Source organism: Mucilaginibacter sp. (assembly GCF_028288205.1).
In the GTDB taxonomy this organism is placed as follows: Bacteria; Bacteroidota; Bacteroidia; order Sphingobacteriales; family Sphingobacteriaceae; genus Mucilaginibacter.
On record NZ_JAQBOD010000011.1, the window covers coordinates 59,940 to 85,422 of the forward strand.

The 25,483-nt window shown below is 44.8% G+C and carries 26 protein-coding genes; 14 read left to right on the forward strand and 12 right to left on the reverse strand.

All coding sequences use genetic code 11. From position 1 onward, the window contains the following. Positions 1 to 37 precede the first annotated feature (37 nt). Positions 38 to 280: a hypothetical protein gene (locus tag JWR23_RS02445; RefSeq protein ID WP_299512505.1), complete on the reverse strand. Its 243-nt coding sequence runs from the start codon at positions 278 to 280 to the stop codon at positions 38 to 40. An 81-nt stretch (positions 281 to 361) separates the two neighbouring features. On the opposite strand from JWR23_RS02445, the gene JWR23_RS02450 reads away from it, so the two are divergent. Then, positions 362 to 649: a hypothetical protein gene (locus tag JWR23_RS02450; protein ID WP_299512508.1), complete on the forward strand. Its 288-nt coding sequence runs from the start codon at positions 362 to 364 to the stop codon at positions 647 to 649. Between the two features lie 103 nt (positions 650 to 752). On the opposite strand, the gene JWR23_RS02455 is transcribed toward JWR23_RS02450, so the two are convergent. Continuing rightward, on the reverse strand, positions 753 to 1,817 hold the full coding sequence (locus JWR23_RS02455) for a glycoside hydrolase family 18 protein (RefSeq protein ID WP_299512511.1): 1,065 nt from the start codon (positions 1,815 to 1,817) through the stop codon (positions 753 to 755). A 124-nt stretch (positions 1,818 to 1,941) separates the two neighbouring features. On the opposite strand from JWR23_RS02455, the gene JWR23_RS02460 reads away from it, so the two are divergent. Together JWR23_RS02460 and JWR23_RS02465 are read left to right on the forward strand one after the other, a co-directional pair. Beyond that, complete coding sequence (locus JWR23_RS02460) at positions 1,942 to 2,112, forward strand: hypothetical protein (RefSeq protein ID WP_299512514.1); 171 nt, start codon at positions 1,942 to 1,944, stop codon at positions 2,110 to 2,112. A gap of 234 nt (positions 2,113 to 2,346) precedes the next feature. Beyond that, complete coding sequence (locus JWR23_RS02465; RefSeq protein WP_299512516.1) at positions 2,347 to 3,456, forward strand: SAM-dependent methyltransferase; 1,110 nt, start codon at positions 2,347 to 2,349, stop codon at positions 3,454 to 3,456. Between the two features lie 33 nt (positions 3,457 to 3,489). Here the strand turns inward: JWR23_RS02465 and JWR23_RS02470 are convergent, their stop codons facing one another. Next, positions 3,490 to 4,248 (reverse strand): PRC-barrel domain-containing protein, encoded by a 759-nt coding sequence (locus JWR23_RS02470; RefSeq protein WP_299512518.1) that lies wholly within the window; start codon positions 4,246 to 4,248, stop codon positions 3,490 to 3,492. Between the two features lie 157 nt (positions 4,249 to 4,405). Here JWR23_RS02470 and JWR23_RS02475 point away from each other — a divergent pair, with 157 nt between their 5' ends. The 4 genes from JWR23_RS02475 (at position 4,406) to JWR23_RS02490 (ending at position 7,321) form a co-directional block, all read left to right on the forward strand. Next, a complete protein-coding gene (locus JWR23_RS02475) occupies positions 4,406 to 5,395 on the forward strand; it encodes a zinc-dependent alcohol dehydrogenase family protein (RefSeq protein ID WP_299512738.1) in 990 nt (329 codons plus the stop codon). A 303-nt stretch (positions 5,396 to 5,698) separates the two neighbouring features. After that, on the forward strand, positions 5,699 to 6,223 hold the full coding sequence (locus JWR23_RS02480; RefSeq protein ID WP_299512521.1) for a ferritin-like domain-containing protein: 525 nt from the start codon (positions 5,699 to 5,701) through the stop codon (positions 6,221 to 6,223). An 83-nt stretch (positions 6,224 to 6,306) separates the two neighbouring features. Beyond that, entirely contained in the window at positions 6,307 to 6,654 is a 348-nt protein-coding gene (locus JWR23_RS02485) for a hypothetical protein (protein ID WP_299512523.1), read from the forward strand. A gap of 16 nt (positions 6,655 to 6,670) precedes the next feature. Then, positions 6,671 to 7,321: a phosphoribosyltransferase gene (locus JWR23_RS02490; protein ID WP_299512524.1), complete on the forward strand. Its 651-nt coding sequence runs from the start codon at positions 6,671 to 6,673 to the stop codon at positions 7,319 to 7,321. A 144-nt stretch (positions 7,322 to 7,465) separates the two neighbouring features. Here the strand turns inward: JWR23_RS02490 and JWR23_RS02495 are convergent, their stop codons facing one another. After that, positions 7,466 to 7,855, reverse strand: a complete 390-nt coding sequence (locus JWR23_RS02495) for a glyoxalase/bleomycin resistance/extradiol dioxygenase family protein (protein ID WP_299512526.1) — start codon at positions 7,853 to 7,855, stop codon at positions 7,466 to 7,468. 124 nt (positions 7,856 to 7,979) lie between these two features. Between JWR23_RS02495 and JWR23_RS02500 the strand changes: the two genes are divergently transcribed. Both JWR23_RS02500 and tal read left to right on the forward strand, forming a co-directional pair. Then, complete coding sequence (locus JWR23_RS02500; RefSeq protein WP_299512529.1) at positions 7,980 to 8,774, forward strand: DUF2231 domain-containing protein; 795 nt, start codon at positions 7,980 to 7,982, stop codon at positions 8,772 to 8,774. 207 nt (positions 8,775 to 8,981) lie between these two features. Further along, positions 8,982 to 10,091: a transaldolase gene (gene tal, locus JWR23_RS02505; RefSeq protein WP_299512532.1), complete on the forward strand. Its 1,110-nt coding sequence runs from the start codon at positions 8,982 to 8,984 to the stop codon at positions 10,089 to 10,091. A 33-nt stretch (positions 10,092 to 10,124) separates the two neighbouring features. Here the strand turns inward: tal and JWR23_RS02510 are convergent, their stop codons facing one another. From JWR23_RS02510 to JWR23_RS02520, 3 genes are all read right to left on the reverse strand, one after another. Next, on the reverse strand, positions 10,125 to 10,265 hold the full coding sequence (locus JWR23_RS02510; protein WP_299512534.1) for a hypothetical protein: 141 nt from the start codon (positions 10,263 to 10,265) through the stop codon (positions 10,125 to 10,127). Between the two features lie 32 nt (positions 10,266 to 10,297). Then, on the reverse strand, positions 10,298 to 11,023 hold the full coding sequence (locus tag JWR23_RS02515; protein WP_299512537.1) for a dienelactone hydrolase family protein: 726 nt from the start codon (positions 11,021 to 11,023) through the stop codon (positions 10,298 to 10,300). 236 nt (positions 11,024 to 11,259) lie between these two features. Further along, complete coding sequence (locus tag JWR23_RS02520; RefSeq protein WP_299512539.1) at positions 11,260 to 12,147, reverse strand: dienelactone hydrolase family protein; 888 nt, start codon at positions 12,145 to 12,147, stop codon at positions 11,260 to 11,262. A gap of 363 nt (positions 12,148 to 12,510) precedes the next feature. Between JWR23_RS02520 and JWR23_RS02525 the strand changes: the two genes are divergently transcribed. Then, positions 12,511 to 13,854, forward strand: coding sequence for an MFS transporter (locus tag JWR23_RS02525; RefSeq protein ID WP_299512541.1), 1,344 nt, complete (start codon positions 12,511 to 12,513; stop codon positions 13,852 to 13,854). A gap of 2 nt (positions 13,855 to 13,856) precedes the next feature. Here the strand turns inward: JWR23_RS02525 and JWR23_RS02530 are convergent, their stop codons facing one another. The 4 genes from JWR23_RS02530 to JWR23_RS02545 form a co-directional block, all read right to left on the reverse strand. Further along, positions 13,857 to 14,963 carry an alpha/beta hydrolase gene (locus tag JWR23_RS02530; protein WP_299512544.1) on the reverse strand — a complete coding sequence of 369 codons (1,107 nt, stop codon included), beginning with the start codon at positions 14,961 to 14,963 and terminating at the stop codon, positions 13,857 to 13,859. Between the two features lie 8 nt (positions 14,964 to 14,971). Next, positions 14,972 to 15,583, reverse strand: a complete 612-nt coding sequence (locus JWR23_RS02535; RefSeq protein WP_299512545.1) for a SprT-like domain-containing protein — start codon at positions 15,581 to 15,583, stop codon at positions 14,972 to 14,974. 344 nt (positions 15,584 to 15,927) lie between these two features. After that, positions 15,928 to 18,039, reverse strand: coding sequence for a ferrous iron transport protein B (gene feoB / locus JWR23_RS02540; RefSeq protein WP_299512548.1), 2,112 nt, complete (start codon positions 18,037 to 18,039; stop codon positions 15,928 to 15,930). A gap of 13 nt (positions 18,040 to 18,052) precedes the next feature. After that, positions 18,053 to 18,268 (reverse strand): FeoA family protein, encoded by a 216-nt coding sequence (locus JWR23_RS02545; RefSeq protein ID WP_299501705.1) that lies wholly within the window; start codon positions 18,266 to 18,268, stop codon positions 18,053 to 18,055. Between the two features lie 244 nt (positions 18,269 to 18,512). On the opposite strand from JWR23_RS02545, the gene JWR23_RS02550 reads away from it, so the two are divergent. Continuing rightward, the gene (locus JWR23_RS02550; protein ID WP_299512551.1) at positions 18,513 to 18,983 is read left to right on the forward strand and encodes a 3-oxoacyl-ACP synthase; all 471 of its coding nucleotides are present in this window, start codon (positions 18,513 to 18,515) and stop codon (positions 18,981 to 18,983) included. 46 nt (positions 18,984 to 19,029) lie between these two features. On the opposite strand, the gene JWR23_RS02555 is transcribed toward JWR23_RS02550, so the two are convergent. Continuing rightward, complete coding sequence (locus JWR23_RS02555; protein ID WP_299512553.1) at positions 19,030 to 20,043, reverse strand: dipeptide epimerase; 1,014 nt, start codon at positions 20,041 to 20,043, stop codon at positions 19,030 to 19,032. A gap of 323 nt (positions 20,044 to 20,366) precedes the next feature. Between JWR23_RS02555 and JWR23_RS02560 the strand changes: the two genes are divergently transcribed. The 3 genes from JWR23_RS02560 to JWR23_RS02570 are packed head-to-tail and all read left to right on the forward strand — an operon-like array spanning position 20,367 to position 24,736. After that, a complete protein-coding gene (locus JWR23_RS02560) occupies positions 20,367 to 23,132 on the forward strand; it encodes a DNA methyltransferase (protein WP_299512556.1) in 2,766 nt (921 codons plus the stop codon). Between the two features lie 22 nt (positions 23,133 to 23,154). Continuing rightward, positions 23,155 to 24,234: a DUF262 domain-containing protein gene (locus tag JWR23_RS02565; RefSeq protein WP_299512558.1), complete on the forward strand. Its 1,080-nt coding sequence runs from the start codon at positions 23,155 to 23,157 to the stop codon at positions 24,232 to 24,234. 1 nt (position 24,235) lies between these two features. Then, complete coding sequence (locus tag JWR23_RS02570; RefSeq protein WP_299512561.1) at positions 24,236 to 24,736, forward strand: HEPN domain-containing protein; 501 nt, start codon at positions 24,236 to 24,238, stop codon at positions 24,734 to 24,736. The last annotated feature ends 747 nt before the right edge of the window (positions 24,737 to 25,483 follow it).

The window sequence follows — 25,483 nt, forward strand, 5'->3', positions numbered from 1 at the left end:
ATCGCTTTCATAGGGTTGTTTTTTGGAGGCGTTTAATTTATTCTTCGCGATCCTTAAACATTTTCACATCCTCGCCTTTATGTAAATGGCGGTTGGGATGGTTAACTTCTGCATTTTCGGCCGGCTGATCGGTATCTTCGTTCATATATTCTGATCTTATCCGGTCTTCTGTTTCCGGCTTTACGCCGGCAAATGCGCTGTTCAAACCTTTGTTGTCGCGCCCGTTACCTGAAGGTTTGCCCTTTCGGTCAATGCTGTTTACTCTTTCGTTCTTTGCCATGGCTTAATGATTTGTTTAATCTAAAACAAAGCGCCTGGCGATATGGTTTTTAATTTGATCAATTCAATTAACAACACGCATATGAAAAGCTTTGAAATACCTGTTGGCCAGAGCCAGCACTTACTGAAATTCGAACCGCAGGAAAAAACGAATACCTTTAAAATTTACGCCGTAGACCGGGCGGAGGACTGGATTGACCGGGAACAAGCCCGGTCGGTGGATATACCGGTGGATGGGCTTTTGGGCACCATCACCGTCTATAGCGCGCATCAGTTTGATTTTGACGGAGTGGGCGCCTTCACCGGTCAGGATCTGTCCAACATCGCTGCCCAAATTGTACAGCACCCGCAGTTCAAGACAGAAGATTAAAGAATTAGTTGGAAGGGCAATATATCTGGCCGACAGCGGCCGTCAGCTGTTTTACGATGTGTCAAATAGTGCAGGAACCCTGCCTGGATGTGAAACGCGGGCATCAGGGGTCTGTAATCGCCTTTAATAGGCGCTGGCCGGGATCAGAAAAGTAATCCCAATACATCAGGCCCGCCAAATGCTGTTGTTGAATGTACCGGAATTTTGCTTTAACGGATGCAATATCCTCGTAGGCGATGCGCACACGCGTTTGCGGGTTGAACAGATAGGGCGCTTGTCCTACGGTATCCCAATAGCGCCCGTAGCTCTTTTGTGCGGCCAGGCGATAAACTTTCGTTAAGCCGCCCCGAAACGGGAGCTTCGCCAGGTAATGCCGGTCGCCGGGATCATTACTGCGCATACGCAAGGCTGCCGGGAAAAAACCAACACCAATCACCAGCTTTTCTTTGGGTACTCCTGCCGCCAGGAATGCTTTGACCGCACCGACGACGGAACCGGCCGGGTCCCAATTGGGGGGTGAGTATAAAAAATGCCCGCCGGCCATGCCTCCGCTATTAAAGTTATAGGTCATCAGGCAAACATAATCCACATACTGTGCAACCTGATCCATTTCGCTATGCGGCAGGAAATGCGTCGCCCAGCCATCCACAGCGGTTGTTAGCTGATAATTTGGTAACGCCTGACGCAAAGTTTTGAATAACAAAGTGTAGTTCCGTTTATCCTCCGGCCGGTAAATATTGCCGCCCCCGCCGGGATAGCCGGGGAACTCCCAATCAATATCTATACCATCCAGTCGAAATTGTTTGACCAGTTTCAGACAGCTTTGAGCAAAAGCCTGGCGGCCATTTTCGGTTAAAGCCATATCAGAAAAATTTCGGCTCCAGCCTAACCCACCTACGGATAACAATAGTTTTATACGGGGGTTGAGCTGCTTCAAGGCGGCTAAACGTTGCAGATTAAGCGCGTCAGTTTTGGGATACTTCAAAACCGCCCGGTTGCTTTCCAGGGTGGCAAAAGCGTATAAAACATGCGTTAGCCTGCCCGCTTCGATCTGGCGCGTATCGATGAGGTTACCCCTATAGCCGCCAGCGTACGTGATGATGACTGTTTGCGCTTGCGCCCCAAGCACTATCAGCAGGCTCAGGCAGGTGGTCACTATACTTTTCATTTGTATTATTATTCAACCTCAAATGCAAATTACGGTTTGCAATAATTTTAATTTATTGAAACCGCTAACACCACGCATTGTTATTAGCATACATGGGATTAGTAAGAAATTAAAGGAGGGGATTATGGAAACGACAACAGGAAAATTAAAATCCAAAAAGAGCGGTCGTCAACTGGCGACTGTCGACCAAAACGAAAAGATACGTCGAAAAGCAAAAACCGCTGCTACCAATGAAAGTAATGTAGCAGCCGAATTAAGAAACAGGGAACATGGCGGCGAACAGCCGGCGCGGTAATCAAAATTAATTTATCAGATCGAAGTCAAAGACCAGGCCATCGGCGCTTACCGCAGAAGGCCTGGCCCGAACAACACATAGGCGAACAATCCGCAGCAATGAAAGTTAAAAAGATCAAACGGGTATGGGACGAGGTCCTTTTCTGGGCTAAAAGAGAAATGAGCCTGACGCTGATTTTTTGTTTTGTCGGACTTCCCGGCCTTTATCCAATGGTTGTACCTCAAATAACCGGCCATGGAATTAACTGAACTTATCCGCCAGCACATCCGGGAGAATGGACCACTCTCCTTCCGCAATTTTATGGAAACCGCCCTGTATCACCCGGAGCTGGGTTATTACATGTCTGGACACGATAAGATCGGCGCGGGCGGTGACTTTTATACCAGTTGCTGCCTGGGGCCGGTATTCGGCGCAATGATAGCCAAACAACTGGCCGAAATGTGGCGACTGTCCGGCGAACCTGAATTTACAGTCGTTGAATTCGGCGCCGGTAACGGCTGGCTCTGTCATGATATCCTTGATTATTTCCGGGAATATACCAGCGTTTATGAACGACTGCATTATGTGATCATTGAAAAAAGCCCGTTCATGCGCGAAAGTGAAAGGACGCATCTGCATGAAAAGGTTTGCTGGCACAACGATCTGGAGGCGGTGGGGGCTTTTACGGGTTGTGTCCTTTCTAATGAACTGTTGGATAATTTCGCGGTACACCAGGTAGTCATGCAGGATGAGTTGATGGAGGTATTTGTGGATGATCAGGATGGCCTGGTGGAAGTGCTTCGGCCCGCAAGCCCACAGTTGAAGGCATACTTTAGCGAACTGAACGTGGAATTACCCGCCGGTTACCGCACCGAAGTTAACCTGGAGGCCGTGGAATGGCTTGATAAGATCAGCCGTTATTTGCAAAAAGGCTATGTGCTCACCATTGATTATGGCTACTTGTCTGATGAGTTTTATAAATCCTGCCGCAGCCGCGGGACAGTGCTTTGCTATAACCGGCACGAGGTAAACGAACAGTTTTATCATCACGTTGGAAAGCAGGATATCACCGCTCATGTAAACTTTTCTGCCCTATGCCATTGGGGCCACCAACACGGGATGTCCTGTTGCGGGCTGACCAGCCAGGCGGAGTTTCTTCTGGCGCTGGACTTTAAAGACTATTTGCGCAAGCAACCAAACGCAAACGGCGATATCGTTCAACTGGCCATACAGGAAGCGCGGCTGACCCGTACGCTGCTGATTGATATGGGCAGTAAGTTTAAGGTGCTTGTCCAACAAAAAGGCATGCCGAACGCGCAGCTTAGCGGACTAAGGCCGCTTGTTCAGAATGCCCGGCCCACCTGATGCGGCTGTGTGTGGGGTATAGTTAAAGAAAGGTTAATCATTCATATAGTCGCCATAATAACGGTAAAATTCATTTTCATAGGTTTCGGGCAGCGGCACGGAGGGATCAAATTCCGGGCTGTTTTTTACCGCGTTGACCGTGATATTGACGTAGACGGCAGATTCTTCCCATTTGACCTCGCTGATCCATTTGGGCGCGATCAGGACTTTCTTTCCGGGAAACCAGTGCCCGGTATCCACCACCAGGAAATGCATCCGCCAGCTTTGGTCATCTATGATAAAATCTTCCACATCGCCTATCTCGCCGTTCGTTGCATGGATCCGGTAACCCGTAACCTCGCCGGTGCTGCGCAAATGCGGATCAACCGGCTTGTCCTTGTTAGCCGCTGCCATGATGTTTTCCTCGAACGGGATCCGGGATTCCATCATACCCGACAAACCCATACCGCCATAAAACCCCGCGCCGGGGATACCCATATAGGGCCAGTCATAGTGCGTATAAAGATCAATCTCTTGTTGGCGCGAAACGGTTCTTTCCGTATCAATGTCAGGGCTGTTCTCAATTTGTGCTTTGGTCAGGTTTACCGGGAAAACCTGGTTTTCCCAGTCGGGTTCCTGTAGTGCCGCAGGAGAGATCAGTACCTTGCGGCCGAACAGCCAGCCACTTGTTTTGACAACCAGGTATCGGATGGTCCAGGTCTCGTCGTCAAAATAAAAACCATCTACTTTTCCAAATTCACCGTCTGTGGCTCCCGTGCGGAAGCCCACTAAACTTTTCACATTCCGTCTCATGATCCCTTCTGTTTATAAGCAGTGTAATAATACCATCCTGCAAAAATCATGCAGAAATGTTTGAAAAACTTTAAACATAAGCAGCGAAAAAAGTATTTATCCTATAGCAAATACTGATATGACAAAGCCAACGGGTTTGCCGCAAACGATGCGGGCGATGATACTGGAAAAGGCAGGACAGCCCCTGACCCTAAAGGAAATTCCTTTACCCGTACCAGCAGCCGGGCAGGTGCTGGTACAGGTACTGGCTTGCGGTGTCTGCCGGACTGATCTGCATATCATAGATGGGGAGCTTAATCATCCCAAACTTCCCCTGGTGCCAGGACATGAGATCGTCGGCCGGGTGGCTGAAATCGGCCAGCAGGTCGGGGAGCTGAAAATCGGAGATATCGTTGGCATTCCCTGGCTGGCCTACACCTGTGGACAATGTCATTATTGCCAAAGCGGCAAGGAAAACTTGTGTGAAAACGCAGAATTTACCGGCTATACCGTCAATGGCGGTTATGCGGAATATATGGTTGCCTACGCCGCTTATTGTTTTCGGCTGCCGCCTGATTATACCGGGCCCGGGGCCGCGCCCCTGCTTTGCGCCGGGTTGATCGGTTTCCGTTCCTATCGCATGGCGGATGCCGATGCCAAAAACATCGGTTTGTATGGTTTTGGTGCCGCGGCGCATATCCTGATCCAGGTAGCTGTGGCGCAAGGCAAGAAGTTGTTTGCCTTTACCCGCCCCGGTGATACCAAAGGACAGGCCTTTGCTATAAAGCTGGGCGCCGCCTGGGCCGGCGGAAGCGATGAGTCGCCGCCGGAAAAGCTGGACACGGCAATTATTTTTGCACCCGCGGGCGAGCTGATACCACTGGCCCTAAAAGCGACCGATAAAGGCGGCCGGGTCATTTGCGGCGGTATCCATATGAGCGCTATCCCCAGTTTCTCTTATGACCTGCTTTGGGAAGAAAGGATGATCCGTTCAGTGGCCAACCTTACCCGACAGGACGGGCATGATTTTTTTGCCCTGTTGCAACATATCCCTGTGCATACCCAAACGCGGTTTTTTAAACTGGCAGAAGCCAACGAGGCATTGGATCAGTTAAGAAACAGCAAGATCAAAGGCGCCGCGGTATTGGTGATGGATAAAAAAAACTGATGGGGCTGATTTGGAGCCTCAAATGGCCTTCCTCTATTGCCTCCCGAAAGGTATCAAGGGTTAGTAAAGCAGATTACTTATACGCAGACAAAATATTTTCAAATTATTTAAACATTGGCCAAAACCAAGTGTTATTTTATTAACATGAATGTGCGATTATAAGGTATACAGGTGATGGCCCTGAACGCCGGGCACCGGTGAACGGCTGACGTTCAATGGATTATTCAATCTTTGATTCATTCATGAAATTTCCTACGTTATCAATAATTAACGGTTTATCCTCAAATTTTAATAGTGCTGATTATGGAAACAACCATCATGCAGGCAACCAATTCAAAACTCAAGGAGTTTTTCGTGGACCAATTAAAGGATATGTACTGGGCGGAAAAGAAGCTCGTCAAAACCCTGCCCAAGCTGCAGGAAGCCGCGACTGCGCCCGAACTGAAAAACGCCTTTGCCAACCATTGCGGGCAAACCCAGGCGCATGTCCGCCGCCTGGAAGAAGTTTTTGGCCTGGTCAACGAAGAGGTAGACGACACTAAATGCCAGGCGATGGCTGGCATAGTGGATGAAGGCGCGGATATCATCGACGATACGGAAGAAGGCACCGCCCAGCGTGATGTCGGGCTGATTTTTGCCGGGCAAAAGGCCGAGCACTACGAAATTGCCACCTATGGCGGACTGGTTACGCTGGCCAGGACCATGGGCTACCCGGTAGCCGCTGACCTGCTGGCACAGACACTCGCCGAAGAAAAGGAGGCGGATGACCTGCTGACACAGATCGCGGAGAATAACGTCAACTACCGCGCAAGCCGCGAACAGGATTAATCCGGAATGTCGGAAGAATTTCGGGCGCCGGCAAGCAGCAACGCTTGCCGGCTATTGCTGTTTATACTGTAAAATAAAAAGTGATGGATATCCAGGTAAAAGATCCTTCGACAGGCGCGCTGCTCATGCTTGACGCCAGGCCGGAGCAACACCGGGGCGAACACGGCTTCCGCATTCGTCACCCGAACGGATCGGGCTTCCTGATCGTTAACCGGTCGGGCACCTGGCGGGTGGCGGACGACCACCATATTGACGCCGGGTTTTTGATCAACATCGGGCTGGCGCTGGAAGGCCATTCGGTCAGGGAGCAGACCGGGACAAATGCCAAGGAAAGCAGCCAGGCAGGTGATGATCTGCCTTATACAGATAACCAGCCTAACATCAATAGCGGATTTGGTGATGAAGGCATGATCAACCCTAACGAATCCTGAACATAAAAAAGAAGCGATGCAGCGTATTTTCAAAAACAGGCAGCACGCCGGGAAAGAACTGGGCCGTTGGCTTAGGCCAAAATACCGGCAATTGAACCCGCTGGTACTGGGCATTCCCCGGGGCGGCGTGGCGGTCGCGTATGAAGTGGCCCTGGAACTGGGCGCTGAATTGGCGGTGGTAGTAGCCAAGAAGCTGCCGCTGCCGACTCACCCGGAGTTTGGCTTTGGCGCGGTTGCCGAAGATGGCTCTGTCTATGTGAACCCAGAGGCCGAACAGGTGTTACCCGCGGAAATGATCAGGGATACCATTCGTGAGCAACAGGAAGAGATCCGTCGCCGGGTACAAGTTTACCGGCAAGGCAAGGCCCTGCCCGAACTGGCGGGCCGGATAGTGATAATAGTGGATGACGGTATTGCTACCGGCGCGACCCTGGTACCTGTACTGGAACTTTGCCGTAAAATGAACGCCGGGCAAATCATTATTGCTGTCCCGGTCTCCGGAACGCGTTATGATCCGCGTCTTGAAAAAGCGGACCGGATGGAAATACTGCACCAGCCCGAAGAGTTTAATGCGGTTGGCCAGGCTTATGCCGCCTTTGACGATTTCTCTGATAGGGAGGTGGTAGCCTTGCTGGAAAAGGCAAAAAAAACACGAAGCACAATTTGAAAACCGGGGATACCTAAGATGGTGTGGCAAGAAAAGATAGATGCCATGAAGATGTTTTATTTTTTTAAAGTATGGAAATCTATGTGATTGGATGAGCCGGTCTTGGTTTCGTAAGGCTTGTCAGATTTTAGGTAGCTTACTTTCTTAGGGATTTGGCCGGTAGGTTTTAACCCACCAGGTATTGCCGAACGGGTCCATAAAGCCGCCGCTGCGTCCATAGGGATTGTCTTTAGGGGGCAGAATAGGCGTCGCGCCCGCTTTAATGGCTTTATGATAGATCTCATCCGCATCCGACATATAAATAAAACCGCCACCTGTACAAGGAGCCAGTTGCTGGGTGTCGCCGGAAAACATGATGACGCTTTCGCCAATGGCGAGCTCCGCATGGGCGATGGTTTGCGCATCACTTTTGAAATTCATTTTTTCTTTGGCATCAAAAACTTCCTGCATGAAACGGATGAAACCAGCGGCATCCCTCATGACGAGGTAGGGCATGACCCGCTGGTGATCGGGTGGGAATATTAGTGTGCTCATAAGGTTGTTAATGTGTCTTTGGCATGCATAAATTCATGATACTTTTAAAACACTTCTCCTTAAACCGATGTTTTATAATTGTTTCGGATACATTCCGATTGTTTGCAATGATAAACGCTAAATCATGAAAAGTAAAGCCAGTATCAAAGGACATCCGCTTCATCCAATTCTTGTGACTTTTCCTATTGCGTTTTTTACAGGCACACTGGTATTTGATGTGTTAGGGGTTTTAAAGGGTAATACCGGTTATCGCCAAACCGGTGAGTTTTTAGAGCTGGCCGGTCTGATAACCGCCTGTATAGCCGCTATTCCGGGACTGGTAGATTATTTTTATACGGTACCTCCGGTTAGTTCTGCCAAAAAAAGAGCCACGCAACATGGGTTGATCAATTTGTTATTGGTTTTGATATTTATTGCAGCCTATGTGCTTAGAAATAAAAGTATAGTATCCTTTCCTGTTATTGTAGGATCAGAACTTGCCGGGTTTATTTTGATGGGCGTTTCCGGATGGCTGGGCGGCACCCTGGTTTACCGTAACCAGATCGGTGTTGATCCGAGGTACGCGGGTGCAGGTAAATGGAATGAGGTCTATCTGAAAGATTCAGGTAATTTAATGGTGGTAGCAGTAGCAGGAGAACTACAAACCGGTCAAATGAAATTGTTGCATATTGACAGTAAGCGTATTGTATTAGGTAAAACAGCAGAAAGTTATGTGGCCTTTGACGACCGGTGCACTCACAAAGGGGGTTCACTGGCTGGCGGAATGATGATCTGCGGTACGGTACAATGCCCCTGGCATGGTTCGCAGTTTGATTGCAAAACCGGGGAAGTAAAAGCCGGTCCGGCAAAAGACAGTATCAATACCTATAAAATATCCCTAAAAGAGGGAAAGGTATATCTTTCGCTTTCACCCGATTGACAACATTCGCTTAATGCGTTCCATGAAAAGCCTTTCCTGTTTTACCCCGGCGGGCATTAAGTTTTTGATGGTAAACTCCCCGCAGTAACCGTCAAATCCGGCAGGCTGAAAAAAACACAAACTAACAGGAATTAAAATTGTTTTATAGAGAGTTAATATATGTTGAGATGAAGGAACCAGGCCTCCGCCATTTAAAATTCTTGAATCATGGAAATGAATAAAATCAAACAAATACATGAATTCGGCCAAAGTATTTGGCTGGATTTTCTCGACCGTAAGCTGATCCGTTCCGGCAGATTAAAAAGACTGATCGAGGAAGACGGCCTGCGGGGCATGACCTCCAACCCGGCCATCTTTGAAAAAGCCATCAGCGGCAGCACGGATTATGACGAGCAGATACGGGAATTGGCAGAAAAATATCAAAATAATGAAGCCATTTTTTATGAGTTGGCAATCACCGATATTCGGGAGGCAACCGATCTGTTCGGACCCGTTTTTACGGGCGACCGGGATGGCTATGTCAGCCTGGAAGTTTCGCCACACCTGGCGCATGATACCAGCCGGACGATCCGCCAGGCGACGGAACTCTGGCGAAAAGTGGATAGAAAAAACGTGATGATCAAAATCCCTGCGACCGCCGAAGGCCTGCCCGCGATCCGCAGGGCCATTTGCGAGGGCATTAATGTAAATATTACGCTGCTTTTCGGCCTGGATCGTTATGAAGCCGTTACCGACGCTTACCTGTCGGGCCTGGAAGACCGCTTAGCAGATGGACATCCCATCGATCAGATCGCTTCGGTCGCCAGCTTTTTCCTGAGCCGGATTGATGTGCTGGTGGACCAGATGCTGGAAACCAAAGGACATCCCGAGCTAAAGGGCGAGGTTGCAATTGCCTGCGCGAAACAGGCCTACCAGATCTATAAGCAAGTGTTTAGCAGCGAGCGCTTTAAAAAGCTGCAGGAAAAAGGCGCCAGGCCACAGCATGTTTTATGGGCCAGCACCGGCACCAAGGATCCATCTTTCCCGGATACCAAGTATGTGGACGCCCTCATTGGCCCGGAAACGGTGAATACCGTTCCACTGGAAACACTGGAAGCTTACCGCGATCATGGGCACCCCGAAAGCCGCCTGGATCAGGACCCGGATCTGGCGGCACAGACGCTGGCCCGGCTGAAAAAGATTGGGATCAATATCGACGAGGTTACCGCGCAACTGGAAAACGAGGGCATCGAAAAATTCAACAAGCCCTATGACCAGCTGTTACAGGCTATCGAGGAGAAAAAAGCCCGGTCGCCGCTCAAGTCTTACGCGCTTTAATAGCCTTGCTCTGGAAACGGGCGCATTGCCAGATCAGGCCAAAACGGTTGGCAATTTGATCTGTTCCGGTATTTTGGAGTTTCCGGCTAAAATCCAGCGCTCCGGGCAGAATAGTTCGGCGGTAATTTGACCATTGCTGATTTCGCCAAAAACAATGGCAGGCTTTTCTGCCATTTTAACCAGGATGGGTTGCTTTGGTGCAACCGCTACAGCGGCACTTCTGTTTTCAGGTATTTGCCAAACCAGCCCAGGGCATAATCCGTCACTTCCTCCAGCTTCCCTGGCTCCTCAAACAAATGCGAAGCGCCGTGCACAATGGTCAGTTCGCTGATGGATTCGATCTCATCAAAGGCCTTTTCATTTTGCTCGCGCACCACCTCGTCCTTTCCGCCGACGATCAGCAGTACCGCCGCCTGAACCTTGTTTAAAGCGCCCGGTGCCAGGTCGGGCCTGCCGCCCCTGGATACAACGGCCAGCACTTTGTCCGGCAGTTCCGCTGCCGCAATCAGTGCCGCTGCCGCGCCCGTGCTGGCGCCAAAATACCCGATGGCCATATTAGACGTTAAAATTTCCGCAGCGATCCATTCGGTTACTTTAATCAGCCTACCGGAAAGCAGTTCGATCTGGAAGCGATAAAAATACTCGTGGCTCTCTTCTTCCGTTAACAGGTCGAACAACAGTGTCGCATAACCTTTCTCCTGTAGCCGGCGGGCGACATACCTGTTGCGCTCGCTGAAACGACCGCTGCCGCTGCCATGCACGAAAACCACAATGGCCTCTGCGCCATGGGGAATAAACAGGTTGCCATAAAGCAGGATCCCGTTCACCGGGATCTCCACTTCTCCGTTAAAATCTTCCATCATCGTCGGTTTACCTGCTGAAAAAACAAAGGAGATGAAAGGATGTTTCGTGAAATAAAAAAATCGAAACAAACCGGAGATCCGTTTTTTTTACCTCGCTCAAGGGATCGGTCTCGCTACCTATGACATGTTTATTAAACGGTGTGAGAGGGGCACTCAGAGGCCACTCAAAGAGTGAGCGCGAAGGCCCTCGCATATATTTCGAGGGCCTGCCAATGACACCCCGCTTATGTCATTTCACCTACAGAATTTTCTTAATTTTATCACTTTATCACTCGAAATGACACGTTTTTTAATTAACTACACCCCTATTTCAAATACTCATTAAAAAAATCGATCGTGCGTTTCCAGGCAAGTTCCGCGGCGGCTTTATCATAACGGGGGGTTGTATCGTTATGGAAGCCATGGTTCACGTTTTCGTAAATAAATGCCTGGTATTTTTTGCCGTTCGCTTTTAAAGCGGCTTCGTAGGCCGGCCATCCCCCGGTGATGCGGGTATCCAGCGACGCGTAGTGCAGCAGCAGCGGCGCTTTAATTTTTGGCACGTCCTCAACTGCGGGCTGACTGCCATAAAATGGTACCGCTGCCGCCAGGTCGGGTATCCTAACGGCCATCATATTGGCTATGCCGCCGCCATAACAAAAACCTACCACACCAACCTTGCCATTGCAATCCGGGTGATTTTTAAGGTAATCGTAGGCTGCTATAAAATCTTCTTCCATTTCTTTGGGGTTCCTTTTGCTTTGCATGGCACGCCCTTCTTCATCATTGCCCGGGTAACCGCCCAGGGGTGTCAGGGCGTCTGGCGCAAGGGTAATAAACCCGGCCAGGGCCGCTCTTCTGGCCACATCTTCAATGTAAGGGTTCAAACCCCGGTTTTCATGCACTACGATGATACCACCCAATTTCTTTTTAGCGTCTTTAGGTTCTGATAGTAATGCTTTGATAGTTCCGCCGCCTTTTGGCGAAGGATATTTAATGTATGCTGATTTCAATCGCGGATCATCCGCCCTGATCTGCACGTTGCCTTTATAATCGGGCATCAGGAAACTCATGAGTGTGGGTACAGTTAGCCCGCCAACGGCATAAAGCGATAGCTTTTCTACAAATCCACGCCGGTCAAGCCGGTTGTGCGCGTAGTCATCATACAGGTCGAACACCTCCTGTTTGATATCTTCTTTTTTTATCTGGCTCATAGTTAATGGTTTTATTCAAATATAATAATTTCAAGCCGGAAAAAATTAAGGGAAGAGCGCATGCGATTTCCTTCGGGGCGGCTCTTGGCCTGTCTGCACCGTGGGAATAAACTTAAATTTACGGGGGAGGAGTGGAAGTTTTGGTGACAATAGTTTGTCAGTACCGCATGAGTCCTAATAAGGCGACATTACCGCCAATGCACGGCGGCGATTACTCACCCCGACTACGCTACGCTGGTCGGCTCTCTTTCCGCGAAGCGAAGAGAGGGCAAAGAAATTTTAATGCGTCTGCCCTATCGGTATAGCGCAACACCAAACTTTTCATCTAAAATTCACTATCTTATTAGCATATTGCGAATAAGAATGCCCGGTGCGAAGTTTCCTTTCAGAAAACAGTTGGCTTATACCTGCGGGATGATAGGCTGGAGTATGATGACCAATATGATCATCGTAATGCTGCCATATTTTTATCTGCCGCCATCAAATTCGGGATTAATTCCATTCGTGCCTCAGCTGCTTGTGTTTGGCGTGCTTAACCTGTTATCGGTAATTGCTGCCTCGGGCCGGTTTGTTGATGCTATTTATGATCCGTTGATAGCCTCATTGAGCGATAAAAGCACTCATCCAAATGGCCGGCGCATTCCCTTTATGAAGTGGGCCATATTGCCCGCCATGTTTTTTTTCTGTTTAACATTTTCGCCATTGGTTAAGGGTGAAAGCGTTTATAACGCCGTATGGCTCACGGTTAACATGATCTGCTTCTTTATGGGTGCTACTACCTATATTATTCCCTACAACGCCCTGTTGCCCGAGTTAACAGATACCGCCGCCGAAAAAGTTAAGCTGTCTTCTTTTCAGCAGGTGGGTTTTATTATTGGCATTATGTTATCGGCGCTGGTAAATAACTTTGCAGATTTGGTGCAAAAACACTTCACGGTTATTGACCGCGATTCGGCAGTGCAATACACGATCTGGGGACTAAGCATTGTAGCCGGACTATTTATGCTGGTACCGGTGCTGTATATCAACGAAAAAAAATACTCCAGCGGCAAGCCCTCGCACCTGCCTTTGCTGCCCGCTATCCGCAAAACTTTCGGCAACCGTAATTTTAAATATTACCTGGTTTCTGATTTTTCGTATTACATGGCGCTAAGCATCATATCAAGCGGCTTATTGTATTTTGTTACAGTTTTACTGCACCTGCCCGAATCAGACGGTGGTGTTTTTATGGCAACCATGGTGTTGGTATCACTGGTGTTTTACCCATTGATCAATTACCTGTCTAAAAAAATAGGCAAAAAGCCCATCGTAATGTTTTCTTTTGGGTTGTTGAGCTTAATATTTGTGGCGATATTCTTTTTGGGAAAGTTCCCGGTATCGCCCAATGTGCAGATCTATACCCTGGTATTATGTGCCGCCTTTCCGCTGGCTTCGCTGGGGATATTGCCCAATGCCATCCTTGCCGAAATTGCCCAGCAGGACGCCATTGAAACCGGCGAGAATCGCGAAGGAATGTTCTTTGCCGTAAAATATCTGTTTGTAAAATGCGGGCAAACATTAGGGATAGCCCTGTTTGCTTTTTTAACAGTTTACGGTAAGGACCCGGGCAATGATTACGGACTGCGCTTAAACGGCATTTGCGGCTGTGTGCTGTGCCTGGTGGCTTTAATTGTATTTAGCCGCTTTAAAGAGGTAAGAACACGTTGAGCCTATTTAGTAATCGCTTTTAAAAAGCCATCAACTGCATAGGTTGATAGTTGCCCACTCGGGCCATTTAAATTATAATCAAACCCGTGCGTTGCCCAGGGCAGTTTGAGCCAATAATGTTTAATGCCATTTTGCTGAAGCTTTTCATTTAATCGCCGGCTATGTTCATAGGCTACTAAAACATCATTATATCCGTGAATAATTAGCGTCGGGACAGATAGCCGGTTTACAAATTCTATAGGCGAGCTTGCCACATAATTGTGCGGAACCTGTTTATACGTACCCCCTAAATAACTTTCCATTACACCTCTTGAATCCATAACCAACGGACTGGCCGGAGCAGAATATCCCCAAACCATATCCGCAGGGCCATAAAAATCTATTACACCCTTTATGCCTTTATTGTGCAGCATATAAGCGGCCAACAAAGCTATTTGCGCACCTGCCGACCGGCCCAGCAATACAAAATTATTGGTGTCTATTTTAAGTTCGGCTGCATGCTCATGCAGGTACTTTAATGCGGCTTCCGTATCATTTACAGCCGCCGGATTATGATATTTGGGCGCCATGCGGTAATTTATGGCCGCAACATTATATCCCAATTTTGCAAGATGGCTGTTAAGTCCGGGCAATTGTTTACTATCGCCGGTACTCCAGGAGCCGCCATGTATTACAATAACGCATGGCCGTTTTCCGGGGATTTGAGAGGGATAAAAATCGAGGGTTAAAGTGGTATCCCGATACGTAACATAAGTTGCGGTGTTATAAGGCACATCCTTATTACCTGCAAATAGTTTACCAAGGCTAAAAGGTTGGGCGTTATTATTATCCTTGCCAAAGGCTGCCGCCAAACCCGGCTTTAAACTGCTTGAAATAATATACGCGCTTACAATTGGTGAAAAAAACAACAGCACGGCCATAACACCAATAAGCATTCCGGCTAATTGAACCCATATACCCCATACGGTTAACAAAGTGGTAATACCTGCAAAAATCAGCGGAAACTCAGTTACTAAAACGGCCAACAGCCATAGGTGGTAGGTAGGCGCTTTAAAAATGGCTAATAATGAAATTAAGAAGTATAGGCTAATGGGGATTAATCGGATCATGTTGCTATCTAATCGTTAATCAACTCAACTTCAGCCACCGGGCTAAACAGGTAAATACGTTTGGTTTTTAACTCTACGCATTTATACCGCTTGCGCAGCTTCTCTTCCTTGCGGAAAATTCGGCCGTCCTTTAATTTAAATACAGCGTGCAGTGGCAGCTTCTCCACTGTATGTATATCTTCCTTGGGCGCATCATATTTGCGGAGAGAGCGATACAGGGTCAGATCAGAACAACTGGATGCCGCGGGGTTATTCAGGTAACTAACTATGGCATGCTTAACATCCGCAGGGAAAACCTCTTTTTCAAAAAAAGGCTGCATCATTTTTTTGAAGTTGTTTTTCCACTCGGTGCCGTGGGGTTTTGCTTTTTGCTTATGCTCGTTCCAGGTGTGCAGGTGCGCGAACTCATGTACGGTGGTCACCAAAAAAGCGTAGGGGTTAAGGTCGTAATTTACAGAGATGCGGTGCCCCTTGCCCAGGTGCGGCGCACGGTAATCGCCAAACTTGCTGCCGCGATTGCGTGAAATTTTAAACTCGCACTTAAAATAATCTATCCAGCGGCCAATCAATGGTGCCGCGTCAGGCGGAAGATATTTTTCTAAAACTTTTACTTTATCCAATTCTTACCTCTGTTCAAAGATAGTTTTTTTAAGGTGAAAGGTAAAAGCTGAAAGGCGAAAGGTTTTGATGCTGTTTTTTGAAGATGGTTGCTATTACAATTTTGTTTCATCTTGTTTCATGCTGTTGAGATTAACCGATTCATAATAATTTGATTACCCAGTAAATTATATAGCAATTACCTATAAAAAAGCAGACGAATAAAGTTGTTACATTTTGTTACATCACTTTTTCGTAATTTGTTTATTTTCAGTTGGTTAAGCCAAAATCTTGTTTCATTTTGTTTCACTCTCGCGTGAAACAAAGCACTTAGCAAACAGAAAGGCAAAACCTTACCTTTCGCCTTTTACCTTAAAAGATGATACGCCACAAAACTCGCCACATAAGCCAATACCGTCATATAAGCAAACTGTATGGCGGGCCAGCGCCAGCTTTTGGTTTCGCGGTATACTACAGCCACGGTACTGGCGCATTGCATGGCAAAGGCATAAAACATCATTAGCGAAAATGCTACCGCAAAGGTAAATACCGGCTGCCCGGTTTGGGTATTTTTAGCCTGATGCATTTTCTGCTGTACCGATTGTATATTGTCGGCATTGCCGTTTACGCTGTAAATGGTGGCCATGGTACCTACAAATACCTCGCGTGCTGCAAAGGAGGTAATAAGGGCGATGCCTATCTTCCAATCGAAACCTAACGGACGGATAACCGGTTCAATAACGTGACCTAATACACCGGCATAGGAGCTTTCCAGCTTTTCGGAAGCGATATCTTTTTGCAGCTGATCTGCATTTACTGTTTTGTATCGCGGTTGTTGATATTTCTGATCTATCCTTTCAAAACGATTGCCCGGCCCGTAGGATGCCATTACCCATAATACGATGGATACGGCTATAATAACGCTACCAGCATTCAAAACAAACGATTTACAGCGCTCATACATGGAGTAAGCTACATTGTTCCACCGCGGCATGCGGTAAACGGGCAGCTCCATTATAAAGTAGCCCCGCTCGCGGCTCTTTAAAATAAACTTAAACACCCAGGCAACCACCACTGCTGATACCAGGCTGAATACATACATGCCGGTTAAAGCTAATCCCTGTAAATTAAACAACCACCAAACATTGCGGTTAGGCACCACCAATGCGATAAGTAACGTATAAACCGGCAGCCTTGCAGAGCAGGTTACCAATGGCGTAACCATAATGGTTATCATGCGGTCCTTCCAGTTTTCAATAGTACGGGTACTCATGATAGATGGTACCGCGCAGGCAAAGCCACCTATCAATGGTACAACAGATTTGCCGTTTAAGCCAACCTTACGCATCAGCTTATCCATCATGAAAGTAACCCGCGACATATAGCCGGTATCTTCCAGTATAGATATAAAGGCAAACAGTATAGCTATCTGCGGTATAAACACCATTACGCCGCTTAAGCCGGCAATTATGCCATCAACCAATAAGCTGGTTAGCGGGCCGCTTGGCAGTATATGGTGCAGTGTGTTTTGCACCCATACAAACGCGTCGGCTATTAATTCCATCGGGTAGGCCGCCCACGAAAATATAGCCTGGAACATAAACATCAGTATGGCAAAAAATAATATAAAGCCAAATACTTTATGGGTAAGTACCTTATCTATTTTGTTGCTTGTTGTTTCGTCGCCGGCGGTATCGGGCTTTTTAACCGTATCATATAACAGGTCGTTAATAAAATTATAGCGGGCAATGGTTTCTGTCCCCTGTGCTTTTTGCGAGTGGAACGAATGTTCCTTTTCCAGTTCCTCAATACGGTCTGATTGTTCAACCGATAGGAATTTTAAGGTTTCGTGCTGGTGTGCAAGCTGTAAGGCAAAGTAAGGATTATCAAGATTCAGTTCGTTACTTATACTTTCGATTAATTGCGGGGCTATTGATCTTACATCTATGCTGTCTTCTTGCAGTGCTATTTTATTAGCGTAAGATACAGCTGTTTTAAGCTGCTCAATGCCCTCTATTTTCCTTGCCGATATGGGTACCACGGGTACGCCAAGGGTTTTTGAAAACAGGGCAACATCAATGATCGTTCCTGCTTTTTTGGCAAGGTCCATCATGTTCAGCGCTATGATAACCGGTATTTTCAAATCGGCAACCTGGCTGTATAGCAGTAAATTTCTTTTAAGGTTTGATGCGTCAAGAATGACGATAACCAGATCCGGACTTAGCGGGTTTGCCCTGTCAGCCAATACAGAGAATACGATGGATTCGTCCTGGCTTTTTGGATAAAGGCTATAGGTGCCGGGCAGGTCAACAATTTCGGCTACGCGGCCATCCGGCAGTTTGCTGTAACCAACTTTTTTATCAACAGTAACCCCCGGAAAATTTCCTATTTTTTGATTTAAACCGGTTAGTACATTAAAGAGAGTTGATTTACCGGTGTTTGGATTTCCTACAAGTGCAACTCTTATATCGGCTTTCAACTTAATTAAAAAACTAATGTAAAATTATTGTTGAGGCTTCGCGTTTACGCAAGCTCAACTGGTATCCGGATACATTAATGGCAATTGGGTCGCCCATGGGGGCAATGCGGTCAACCCTTATCTCTTCGCCGGGTAAGCATCCCATTTCCATTAATTTAATTGACATTTCAAGATCAGTAAACTCTTTTACAATACCTTTTTCTCCTACTTCAAGTTGTGAAAGCCTCATATTTATACGTTAACTGAACAAATGTATTGCTTATTTAAATTAAATCCAAATAAGAACCGGCAATTTTTACACTATAAAAACCTACCGTCATAATTTTATCATTATTATTAAAAATTTATAGGTGCAGACAACTAAAACGGCATAAATTACGTTAATGTATGTGTAGGCGCAAGCTTACAATGTGATAAGGTTTAGGTTGAAAGCCCCCAAGCAGCGAGTGTACGGGGGCTTTTATTTTGTTGTAATGTTTACATTTACAGGCATGAGCCATTTAAAAGAAAAGCTATACCAGCAATGTTTGGATTATGTGCAACAACGCATGCAAGCCGCCGAACAGGGAATTAAAGAGGCGCAAAAAGCGGCAAGCGATGATACCAAAAGCAGCGCCGGCGATAAATACGAAACCGGCAGAGAAATGATGCAACAGGAAACCAACCGTAATATGGCCCAGTTAAATGAAGCTAACAAATTAAAGGTAGCGCTTAACCTGGTTAATACCACTGCAGAATTTAAACAGGTAGAAACCGGCAGCGTGGTAATTACCGATAATGGCAATTTTTATTTAGCCATAAGTGCAGGTACGCTTAATGTTGATGGCGAACAATATTTTGCAATATCGCCGGCATCGCCTATTGCATTAAAAATGAAAGGGCTTAAGGTTGGGGATGAGTTTAGTTTGAATGGGAAGACATATACACTAATTGACACGAATTAAGACGAATTGCACGAATTTAGTTAGTGCTAATTTGAGGCAATTCGTCTTAATTTAATTTAATTCCCAATCCCGGCTCATTACCCAATATATATTTACCCTCCACAAAATCAGGCGTTTTAAACGGGTTGTTGCTAATCAGGAATGGTCCGTCAATATCGGCCCAGTCGCATTGCGGAGCCAAAGCGGCGGCGGCAAGGGTGGCGCAGCTGGTTTCGCTCATGCAGCCCATCAATACTTTTAATCCCAGCTCTTTTGCTTTTACTATCATCTGGCGCGCCTCATACATCCCTGCCGATTTCATGAGCTTAACGTTAATGCCATGATATACACCTTTTGCTTTCTCCACATCCGGCAAGCGCTGTACAGCCTCATCGCCAATAATAGGTATGGGGCTATTTTCGGTTAGCCACGCGTTGCCATCTATATCTGTTTTTAGCATGGGTTGCTCAATTAGTACCACACCTTGCTCCTGCAGCCAGTAAATCATGTCAAGGCTTTGTGCCCGGTCTGTCCAACCCTGGTTGGCATCTACATAAATTGGCACATCGGTTACCGAGCGGATAATGTTTATCAGTTCCTGATCACTATCCCTGCCTAATTTTACTTTTATCACTTTAAAACCTTCGGCTTCTTTTACTTTTTTCAGGAAAACTTCGGGCGTATCCATGCCAATAGTAAAGCTGGTTACCGGCATTAACGCGTGGTTGCTACCTGCCAGTTGCCAGCAGGGTTTTTTTAATAACTTTCCTTCCAGGTCGTGCAGGGCAATGTCTATGGCGGCTTTTATAGCCGGGTTGCCTGGCGCAATACTATCCAGGTAATTAATTATCGCCTCAAAATTAAAGGGAAATTTAACCTGATCTATATTTACCTTACGTAAAAATGTGGCGGCGCTTTCATGGCTCTCGCCCATGTAGGGCACCATTGAAGCCTCGCCATAACCTGTTTGGCCCTCGTGCTCAACCTGTACCAGCATTAGCGGGGTTGATGTACGCGAAAATTTGGCTATGGTAAACGGGTACTTTAATTCCAGTTCGAAGGGTTGATAAGTCAGTTTCATGTTATAAGCTCAAAGCTAAATTATTCTTTTAAAAATGATGGCTGTTGGTGGGGTAATAATTGTTTCATATAGGCACAAGCACGCCGGGCTCCATCATGTAAACACCCACCTTCATCGCACCGTCATTGCGAGGAACGAAGCAATCTCTTCACATGCAAATCAAATAGGATGATGTTATAAGCACATATACACCACGCTTTTGGCTTACACTGAATATTGCGCCAGCTTAGTGCATATATTTAAATTTGTATCTCCACAATTCTTTATTAATTTACAGGTCTCTGTAAAACATGTACCTAAGTGCTTATCACCTCTAATATATTATGCCTTTAAGCTGGAACGAAATTAAAGACCGTGCGCTTTCTTTCTCAAAAGAATGGGCAGATACCTTTATTGAAGATGCGGATGCCAAACCATTTTTAGATGCCTTTTTTTATGTATTCGGCGTTACGCGTAAAAAAATAGCCACATTTGAACATAAGGTTAAAAAATTAGACCACCACGACGGTTATATTGACCTGCTTTGGAAAGGCACTTTGCTTGTTGAAATGAAAAGCAAGGGCAAAAATCTGGACAAAGCATACCAACAGGCCAAGGAATATTTGCAGGGCATTAAGCAACACGAACTACCCCAATACATTTTAATTTCAGACTTTCAACACTTTCGCCTATATGATTATGAAACAGGCGATATGCATAGTTTTACCCTCGGCGATTTTGTAAACCATATACAGCATTTTGGATTTATAGCCGGATATATAAAGCGGGTTTTTAAAGAGCAGGATCCTGTAAATATAAAAGCCGCCAATTTAATGGGCAAGCTGCACGACAGGCTAAAAGAAATTGGTTATACTGGTCATGCTTTGGAGTTGTATTTGGTGCGTTTGCTGTTTTGCTTGTTTGCCGAGGATACAACCATTTTTGAAAAAGACCTATTATTTGATTTTATAACCGACCGTACAGCCGAAGATGGCAGCGATTTGGCTGCTCGTTTATCAGAGTTGTTTTATGTATTAAATACACCCGAAGAAAAAAGGCTTAAAAATATAGATAACCAATTAAACCAATTTCCGTATGTAAATGGCAAACTGTTCGAAGAAACCTTGCCACCTGCTTCGTTTGATACAGCAATGCGAAATACATTACTTGAATGTTGCAGTTTAAATTGGGGCAGCATATCTCCCGCTATTTTTGGTTCAATGTTTCAAAGCGTAATGAACCCTACAGAGCGTAGAAACTTGGGCGCACACTACACCAGTGAAAAGAATATCTTAAAAATTATTAAACCTTTGTTTTTAGATGAACTTTTGAAAGAATTTGAAGTAGTTAAGAGCAATAAAAATAAATTAGCAGAATTTCATAAAAAATTAAGTGAACTTAAATTTCTTGACCCTGCTTGCGGCTGCGGCAACTTTTTAATTATTTCTTATCGCGAACTAAGATTGCTTGAAATAGAAATTATTAGACAGCGATTGAAACTTGAGGGTATTAGACAGGAAGTAGCGCGGGAAGCGCAGATGAATGTGAACTATCTTGTACAGTGTGATGTGGATATGATGTATGGTATTGAATATGAAGAATTCCCAGCACAAATAGCGCAAGTTGCTATGTGGTTAATGGACCATCAGATGAATATGGCTATTAGTCAAGAATTTGGCCAATACTTTGTGAGGCTTCCATTAAAAAAATCGGCGAAAATTGTACATGCTGATGCACTACAAACTGATTGGGGAACTGTTGTATCAAAAACAGACCTTAGTTATATATTAGGAAACCCGCCGTTTATTGGCAGCAAAATAATGAAGCAATCGCAACGCGATGAAATTGTAAAGCTGCTTGACAACGTAGACGGAAGCGGCACATTGGATTATGTAACAGGTTGGTATATTAAAGCAGCAAAATACATTCAGGATACCACCATCAAAGTAGCATTTGTGTCTACCAATTCAATTGTACAAGGCGAGCAAACCAGCATATTATGGGGACAAATGCTGAATAAGTATAACATTACCATACACTTCGCACATCGCACCTTTAAATGGAGGAATGAAGCCAAAGGTAATGCTGCTGTTTATTGTGTTATTATTGGCTTGGCTAATTTTGAAACAAACAATAAGTATATCTATGAATATGATGATATAAAAGGTGATGCGCATGAGATTAAAGCAAAAAATATAAACCCCTATTTGGTAGATGCAAAAAATATATTGATTGAAAAAAAATCAAATCCTATTTGCAATGTGCCAAAAATGAATTTTGGAAATATGCCCTTAGATGGTGGAAATTTGCTTTTTTCCGATGCAGAAAAGGATGAATTTATTTTAAAAGAACCCGATGCAGAGAAATATATAAAGCCGTTAATTTCAGCATATGAATTTTTAAATGGCGAAAAGCGTTGGTGTTTGTGGCTTTTAAACGCAGAGCCGAGTGAGCTAAAAAAAATGCCGGAAGTATTGAAACGAGTTGAATTGGTAAAAAAATTCAGATTAAATAGTGTTGCTCCTTCAACGCAAAAATTCGCTGCTACACCAACATTATTTCGAGATAGAAATCAACCTGAAACTTTCATTGTCATACCAAGAGTATCATCCGAAAATAGGCCTTATATACCTATTGGATTTTTTGATAAAAATTCAATAGTAAGCGATACGTGTATGTCTATCCCCAACGCAATTCCTTATCAGTTTGGCATATTAACATCAACAATGCATATGGCTTGGGTTAAGTCGATTTGCGGACGGTTAAAAAGCGACTTTAGATATTCAAAAGACATTGTTTACAATAATTACCCCTGGCCACTTAATCCTACAGATAAACAAAAGCAAGCGATAGAAAATGCAGCGCAAAATGTATTAGATGCAAGAGCATTATTCCCCAATAGCAGCCTTGCTGACTTATACCACCCCCTAACAATGCCGCCAGTATTAGCAAAGGCACACCAGGCATTAGATAAGGCAGTTGATTTGGCCTATCGCCCACAACCCTTTACAACCGATGCCAACCGTATGGAATTTTTATTTGCCTTGTATGAGCAATATACCGCTGATTTGTTTGCGGTATTAAAACCAAAAAAGAAAAAATTAACTTAGCATAAGAATTAACTATAGTCAAATGAAAGAAGATAATAGTGCCAATTTAGAATTATTTCCAGAAGATGATTCTTCGAACGAAGTATTAGTCGAATATGACATTACATCGTATCCTTCGGATTTAAGCTTGCGAAGCTTAAAGGAAATGTGGGATAGAAAGGATATTGTTATACCTGATTTTCAAAGAGAGTTTGTTTGGAAAATTAAGCAATCTACTCTTTTGATTGAATCGTTCTTGGTTGGACTTCCAGTACCCCCTATATTTTTATATATAGATGATGATAATAAAAGTCTTGTTATTGATGGGCAACAAAGGTTGTTAAGCGTTATTTACTTTTTTGAAGAATATTTTGGAATTGAAAATTCAAAGGGTAAAAGGCAAATATTTAGACTAAGTAGTCTAAACGAAAGAAGTCCTTATTATAATAAAAGATTTTCCGATTTGGAACCAAAAGACAGGCGAAAATTAGAAGGATCAGTATTAAGAGCTATTAACATCAGACAATTGTCCCCAAAAGAGGAAAGTACTAGTGTTTACCATATTTTTGAACGGTTAAACACGGGTGGTACACCCCTTGCTCCACAAGAAATTCGAAATTGTGTTTTTAGAGGAGGTTTTTTAAACTCTTTAAGAAAGTTAAATACAGATAAGAATTGGAGGGCAATTCTTTCTAAGACTCCTATAGATAAACACCAAAAAGACGTGGAATTGATTTTAAGAGTTTATGGGTTATCATATCATCTAGATTCTTATGAAAAACCAATGAAAGAATTTTTAAACAAAGTTGCTAATAAGTATAAAAATCCTTCGCCAAGCATTATTGAAAAATTTAGCGAGGACTTTAAAAATACTTGTAAGATAATTAATGAACAACTAAGAAAAAAACCTTTTAATGTCCGTGGACCCTTGAATACGTCGGTTTTCGACTCTGTATTTTGTGTGATATTAAAAAATTTGAATACTCTTCCAAGTAATTTACATAACAGATACGAGGACCTGATAGTAGATCCGATTTTTGTAGATTATACTACTTTAGCAACAACAGATGAAAAAATTGTAAAAGCTAGATTTAAATATGTTAATGACAAGCTGATAAAATAGTATGGCTTATTCTGATCGATTTATTTCAACTGATAATCTTATCATTAATTTAACCCCTTACCTTTCAACGATAACCGACTCAGCAATTTTAGCAAGTTATGCAGGGTTTTTATCGGTTAGCTCAATTACGGTTTATGAACTTGCAATCAAAGATATTTTTAGTGATTTTGCCACAAGGAAACATTTGGTTTTTGGACACTTTGTCGAAAAATATCTTTCTCGCATTAATGGTCAAATAAAATTAGGCGATCTAAAAGGCAATCAGATAAAAGTATTTGGAGGTAAATACTTGCAAAAGTTTGAAACAAGCGTAAATAGCAAAGAAGCTTTATATTTATTGAGTCATGGGAAAAGTCTAAAAAGTTCATACGACAACCTGATCATTTGCCGTCATGTATTCGTACATAGGGGAAATCCAACATTAACAATTAATGAAGTAGTTGATAATTATCATATTGGCAAAGAAATTATTCACAGTTTATTTGATTCTATGAAAAGGTAACCCATGTTGGTCGAGGGATATTCCACCCGTCCTTGTTGGTCGGGATATTCTTGTTGGTTGGGATATTCCATCCCGTCCTAAAAGCGGGAGGATCTGCGATCCGGGTGCGGTGGCAATTAATCCAAAAGATGGTGCAAGGGTAGGTCAGGTGGGGTCAGGTCCAATGTTGGTCGGGATATTCCATTCCGTCCACTGGTGCAAGCCAAGCGTGGCGTACTTGTGCCTATACCACCATGCAAATAGTATTATAGTGATGTCAGAAGTACCCTTACCCGCTTGCCATCTCTACATACATGCGCCAGCAGCAATGGCGTGATTTTGTTTCATCTTGTTTCAAAATCTTGTTTCACCACTTCTAAAATTAGCAATTTGTAATTATTTGATTGTCAATGAAAAAGCATAATATTATACCTAAAAATACTGACGAATAAGTTGTTACATTTTGTTACATCACTTTTTGGCAAAATGCTTATTTTCAATATATTAACCCGAAATCTTGTTTCACTTGTTACATTTTGTTTCACACTCGCGTGTAACAAGATTCGCTTTTGGTCGGAATATTCCATCCTGTCCTAAAAGCGGGAGGATCTGCAATTAGGGGTGTTAGAAAGATGCTAAAGAAGCGGCGGGCGGTGCGATTCCCTCCCAACGGGAGGGTGCAGGGAGGGGTAAATGAAGCGATTTATATCGGCGAAACCCCTCCCTGCCACTTCACAACCAGCCGCACCCCTCCCGTGGGGAGGGAAC

Excerpts from the sequence above, each read along its gene's own strand:
- JWR23_RS02545 (WP_299501705.1), bottom strand. The coding sequence starts at position 18,268 with ATGAGGCTTTCACAACTTGAAGTAGGAGAAAAAGGTATTGTAAAAGAG.
- JWR23_RS02525 (WP_299512541.1), top strand. The coding sequence starts at position 12,511 with ATGCCCGGTGCGAAGTTTCCTTTCAGAAAACAGTTGGCTTATACCTGC.
- JWR23_RS02465 (WP_299512516.1), top strand. The coding sequence starts at position 2,347 with ATGGAATTAACTGAACTTATCCGCCAGCACATCCGGGAGAATGGACCA.
- JWR23_RS02560 (WP_299512556.1), top strand. The coding sequence starts at position 20,367 with ATGCCTTTAAGCTGGAACGAAATTAAAGACCGTGCGCTTTCTTTCTCA.
- tal (WP_299512532.1), top strand. The coding sequence starts at position 8,982 with ATGGAAATGAATAAAATCAAACAAATACATGAATTCGGCCAAAGTATT.
- JWR23_RS02520 (WP_299512539.1), bottom strand. The coding sequence starts at position 12,147 with ATGAGCCAGATAAAAAAAGAAGATATCAAACAGGAGGTGTTCGACCTG.
- JWR23_RS02450 (WP_299512508.1), top strand. The coding sequence starts at position 362 with ATGAAAAGCTTTGAAATACCTGTTGGCCAGAGCCAGCACTTACTGAAA.
- JWR23_RS02510 (WP_299512534.1), bottom strand. The coding sequence starts at position 10,265 with ATGGCAGAAAAGCCTGCCATTGTTTTTGGCGAAATCAGCAATGGTCAA.
- JWR23_RS02460 (WP_299512514.1), top strand. The coding sequence starts at position 1,942 with ATGGAAACGACAACAGGAAAATTAAAATCCAAAAAGAGCGGTCGTCAA.
- JWR23_RS02500 (WP_299512529.1), top strand. The coding sequence starts at position 7,980 with ATGAAAAGTAAAGCCAGTATCAAAGGACATCCGCTTCATCCAATTCTT.
- JWR23_RS02455 (WP_299512511.1), bottom strand. The coding sequence starts at position 1,817 with ATGAAAAGTATAGTGACCACCTGCCTGAGCCTGCTGATAGTGCTTGGG.
- JWR23_RS02480 (WP_299512521.1), top strand. The coding sequence starts at position 5,699 with ATGGAAACAACCATCATGCAGGCAACCAATTCAAAACTCAAGGAGTTT.
- JWR23_RS02570 (WP_299512561.1), top strand. The coding sequence starts at position 24,236 with ATGGCTTATTCTGATCGATTTATTTCAACTGATAATCTTATCATTAAT.
- JWR23_RS02445 (WP_299512505.1), bottom strand. The coding sequence starts at position 280 with ATGGCAAAGAACGAAAGAGTAAACAGCATTGACCGAAAGGGCAAACCT.
- JWR23_RS02550 (WP_299512551.1), top strand. The coding sequence starts at position 18,513 with ATGTTTACATTTACAGGCATGAGCCATTTAAAAGAAAAGCTATACCAG.
- JWR23_RS02555 (WP_299512553.1), bottom strand. The coding sequence starts at position 20,043 with ATGAAACTGACTTATCAACCCTTCGAACTGGAATTAAAGTACCCGTTT.
- JWR23_RS02475 (WP_299512738.1), top strand. The coding sequence starts at position 4,406 with ATGATACTGGAAAAGGCAGGACAGCCCCTGACCCTAAAGGAAATTCCT.
- JWR23_RS02470 (WP_299512518.1), bottom strand. The coding sequence starts at position 4,248 with ATGAGACGGAATGTGAAAAGTTTAGTGGGCTTCCGCACGGGAGCCACA.
- JWR23_RS02495 (WP_299512526.1), bottom strand. The coding sequence starts at position 7,855 with ATGAGCACACTAATATTCCCACCCGATCACCAGCGGGTCATGCCCTAC.
- JWR23_RS02485 (WP_299512523.1), top strand. The coding sequence starts at position 6,307 with ATGGATATCCAGGTAAAAGATCCTTCGACAGGCGCGCTGCTCATGCTT.
- JWR23_RS02565 (WP_299512558.1), top strand. The coding sequence starts at position 23,155 with ATGAAAGAAGATAATAGTGCCAATTTAGAATTATTTCCAGAAGATGAT.
- JWR23_RS02490 (WP_299512524.1), top strand. The coding sequence starts at position 6,671 with ATGCAGCGTATTTTCAAAAACAGGCAGCACGCCGGGAAAGAACTGGGC.
- JWR23_RS02530 (WP_299512544.1), bottom strand. The coding sequence starts at position 14,963 with ATGATCCGATTAATCCCCATTAGCCTATACTTCTTAATTTCATTATTA.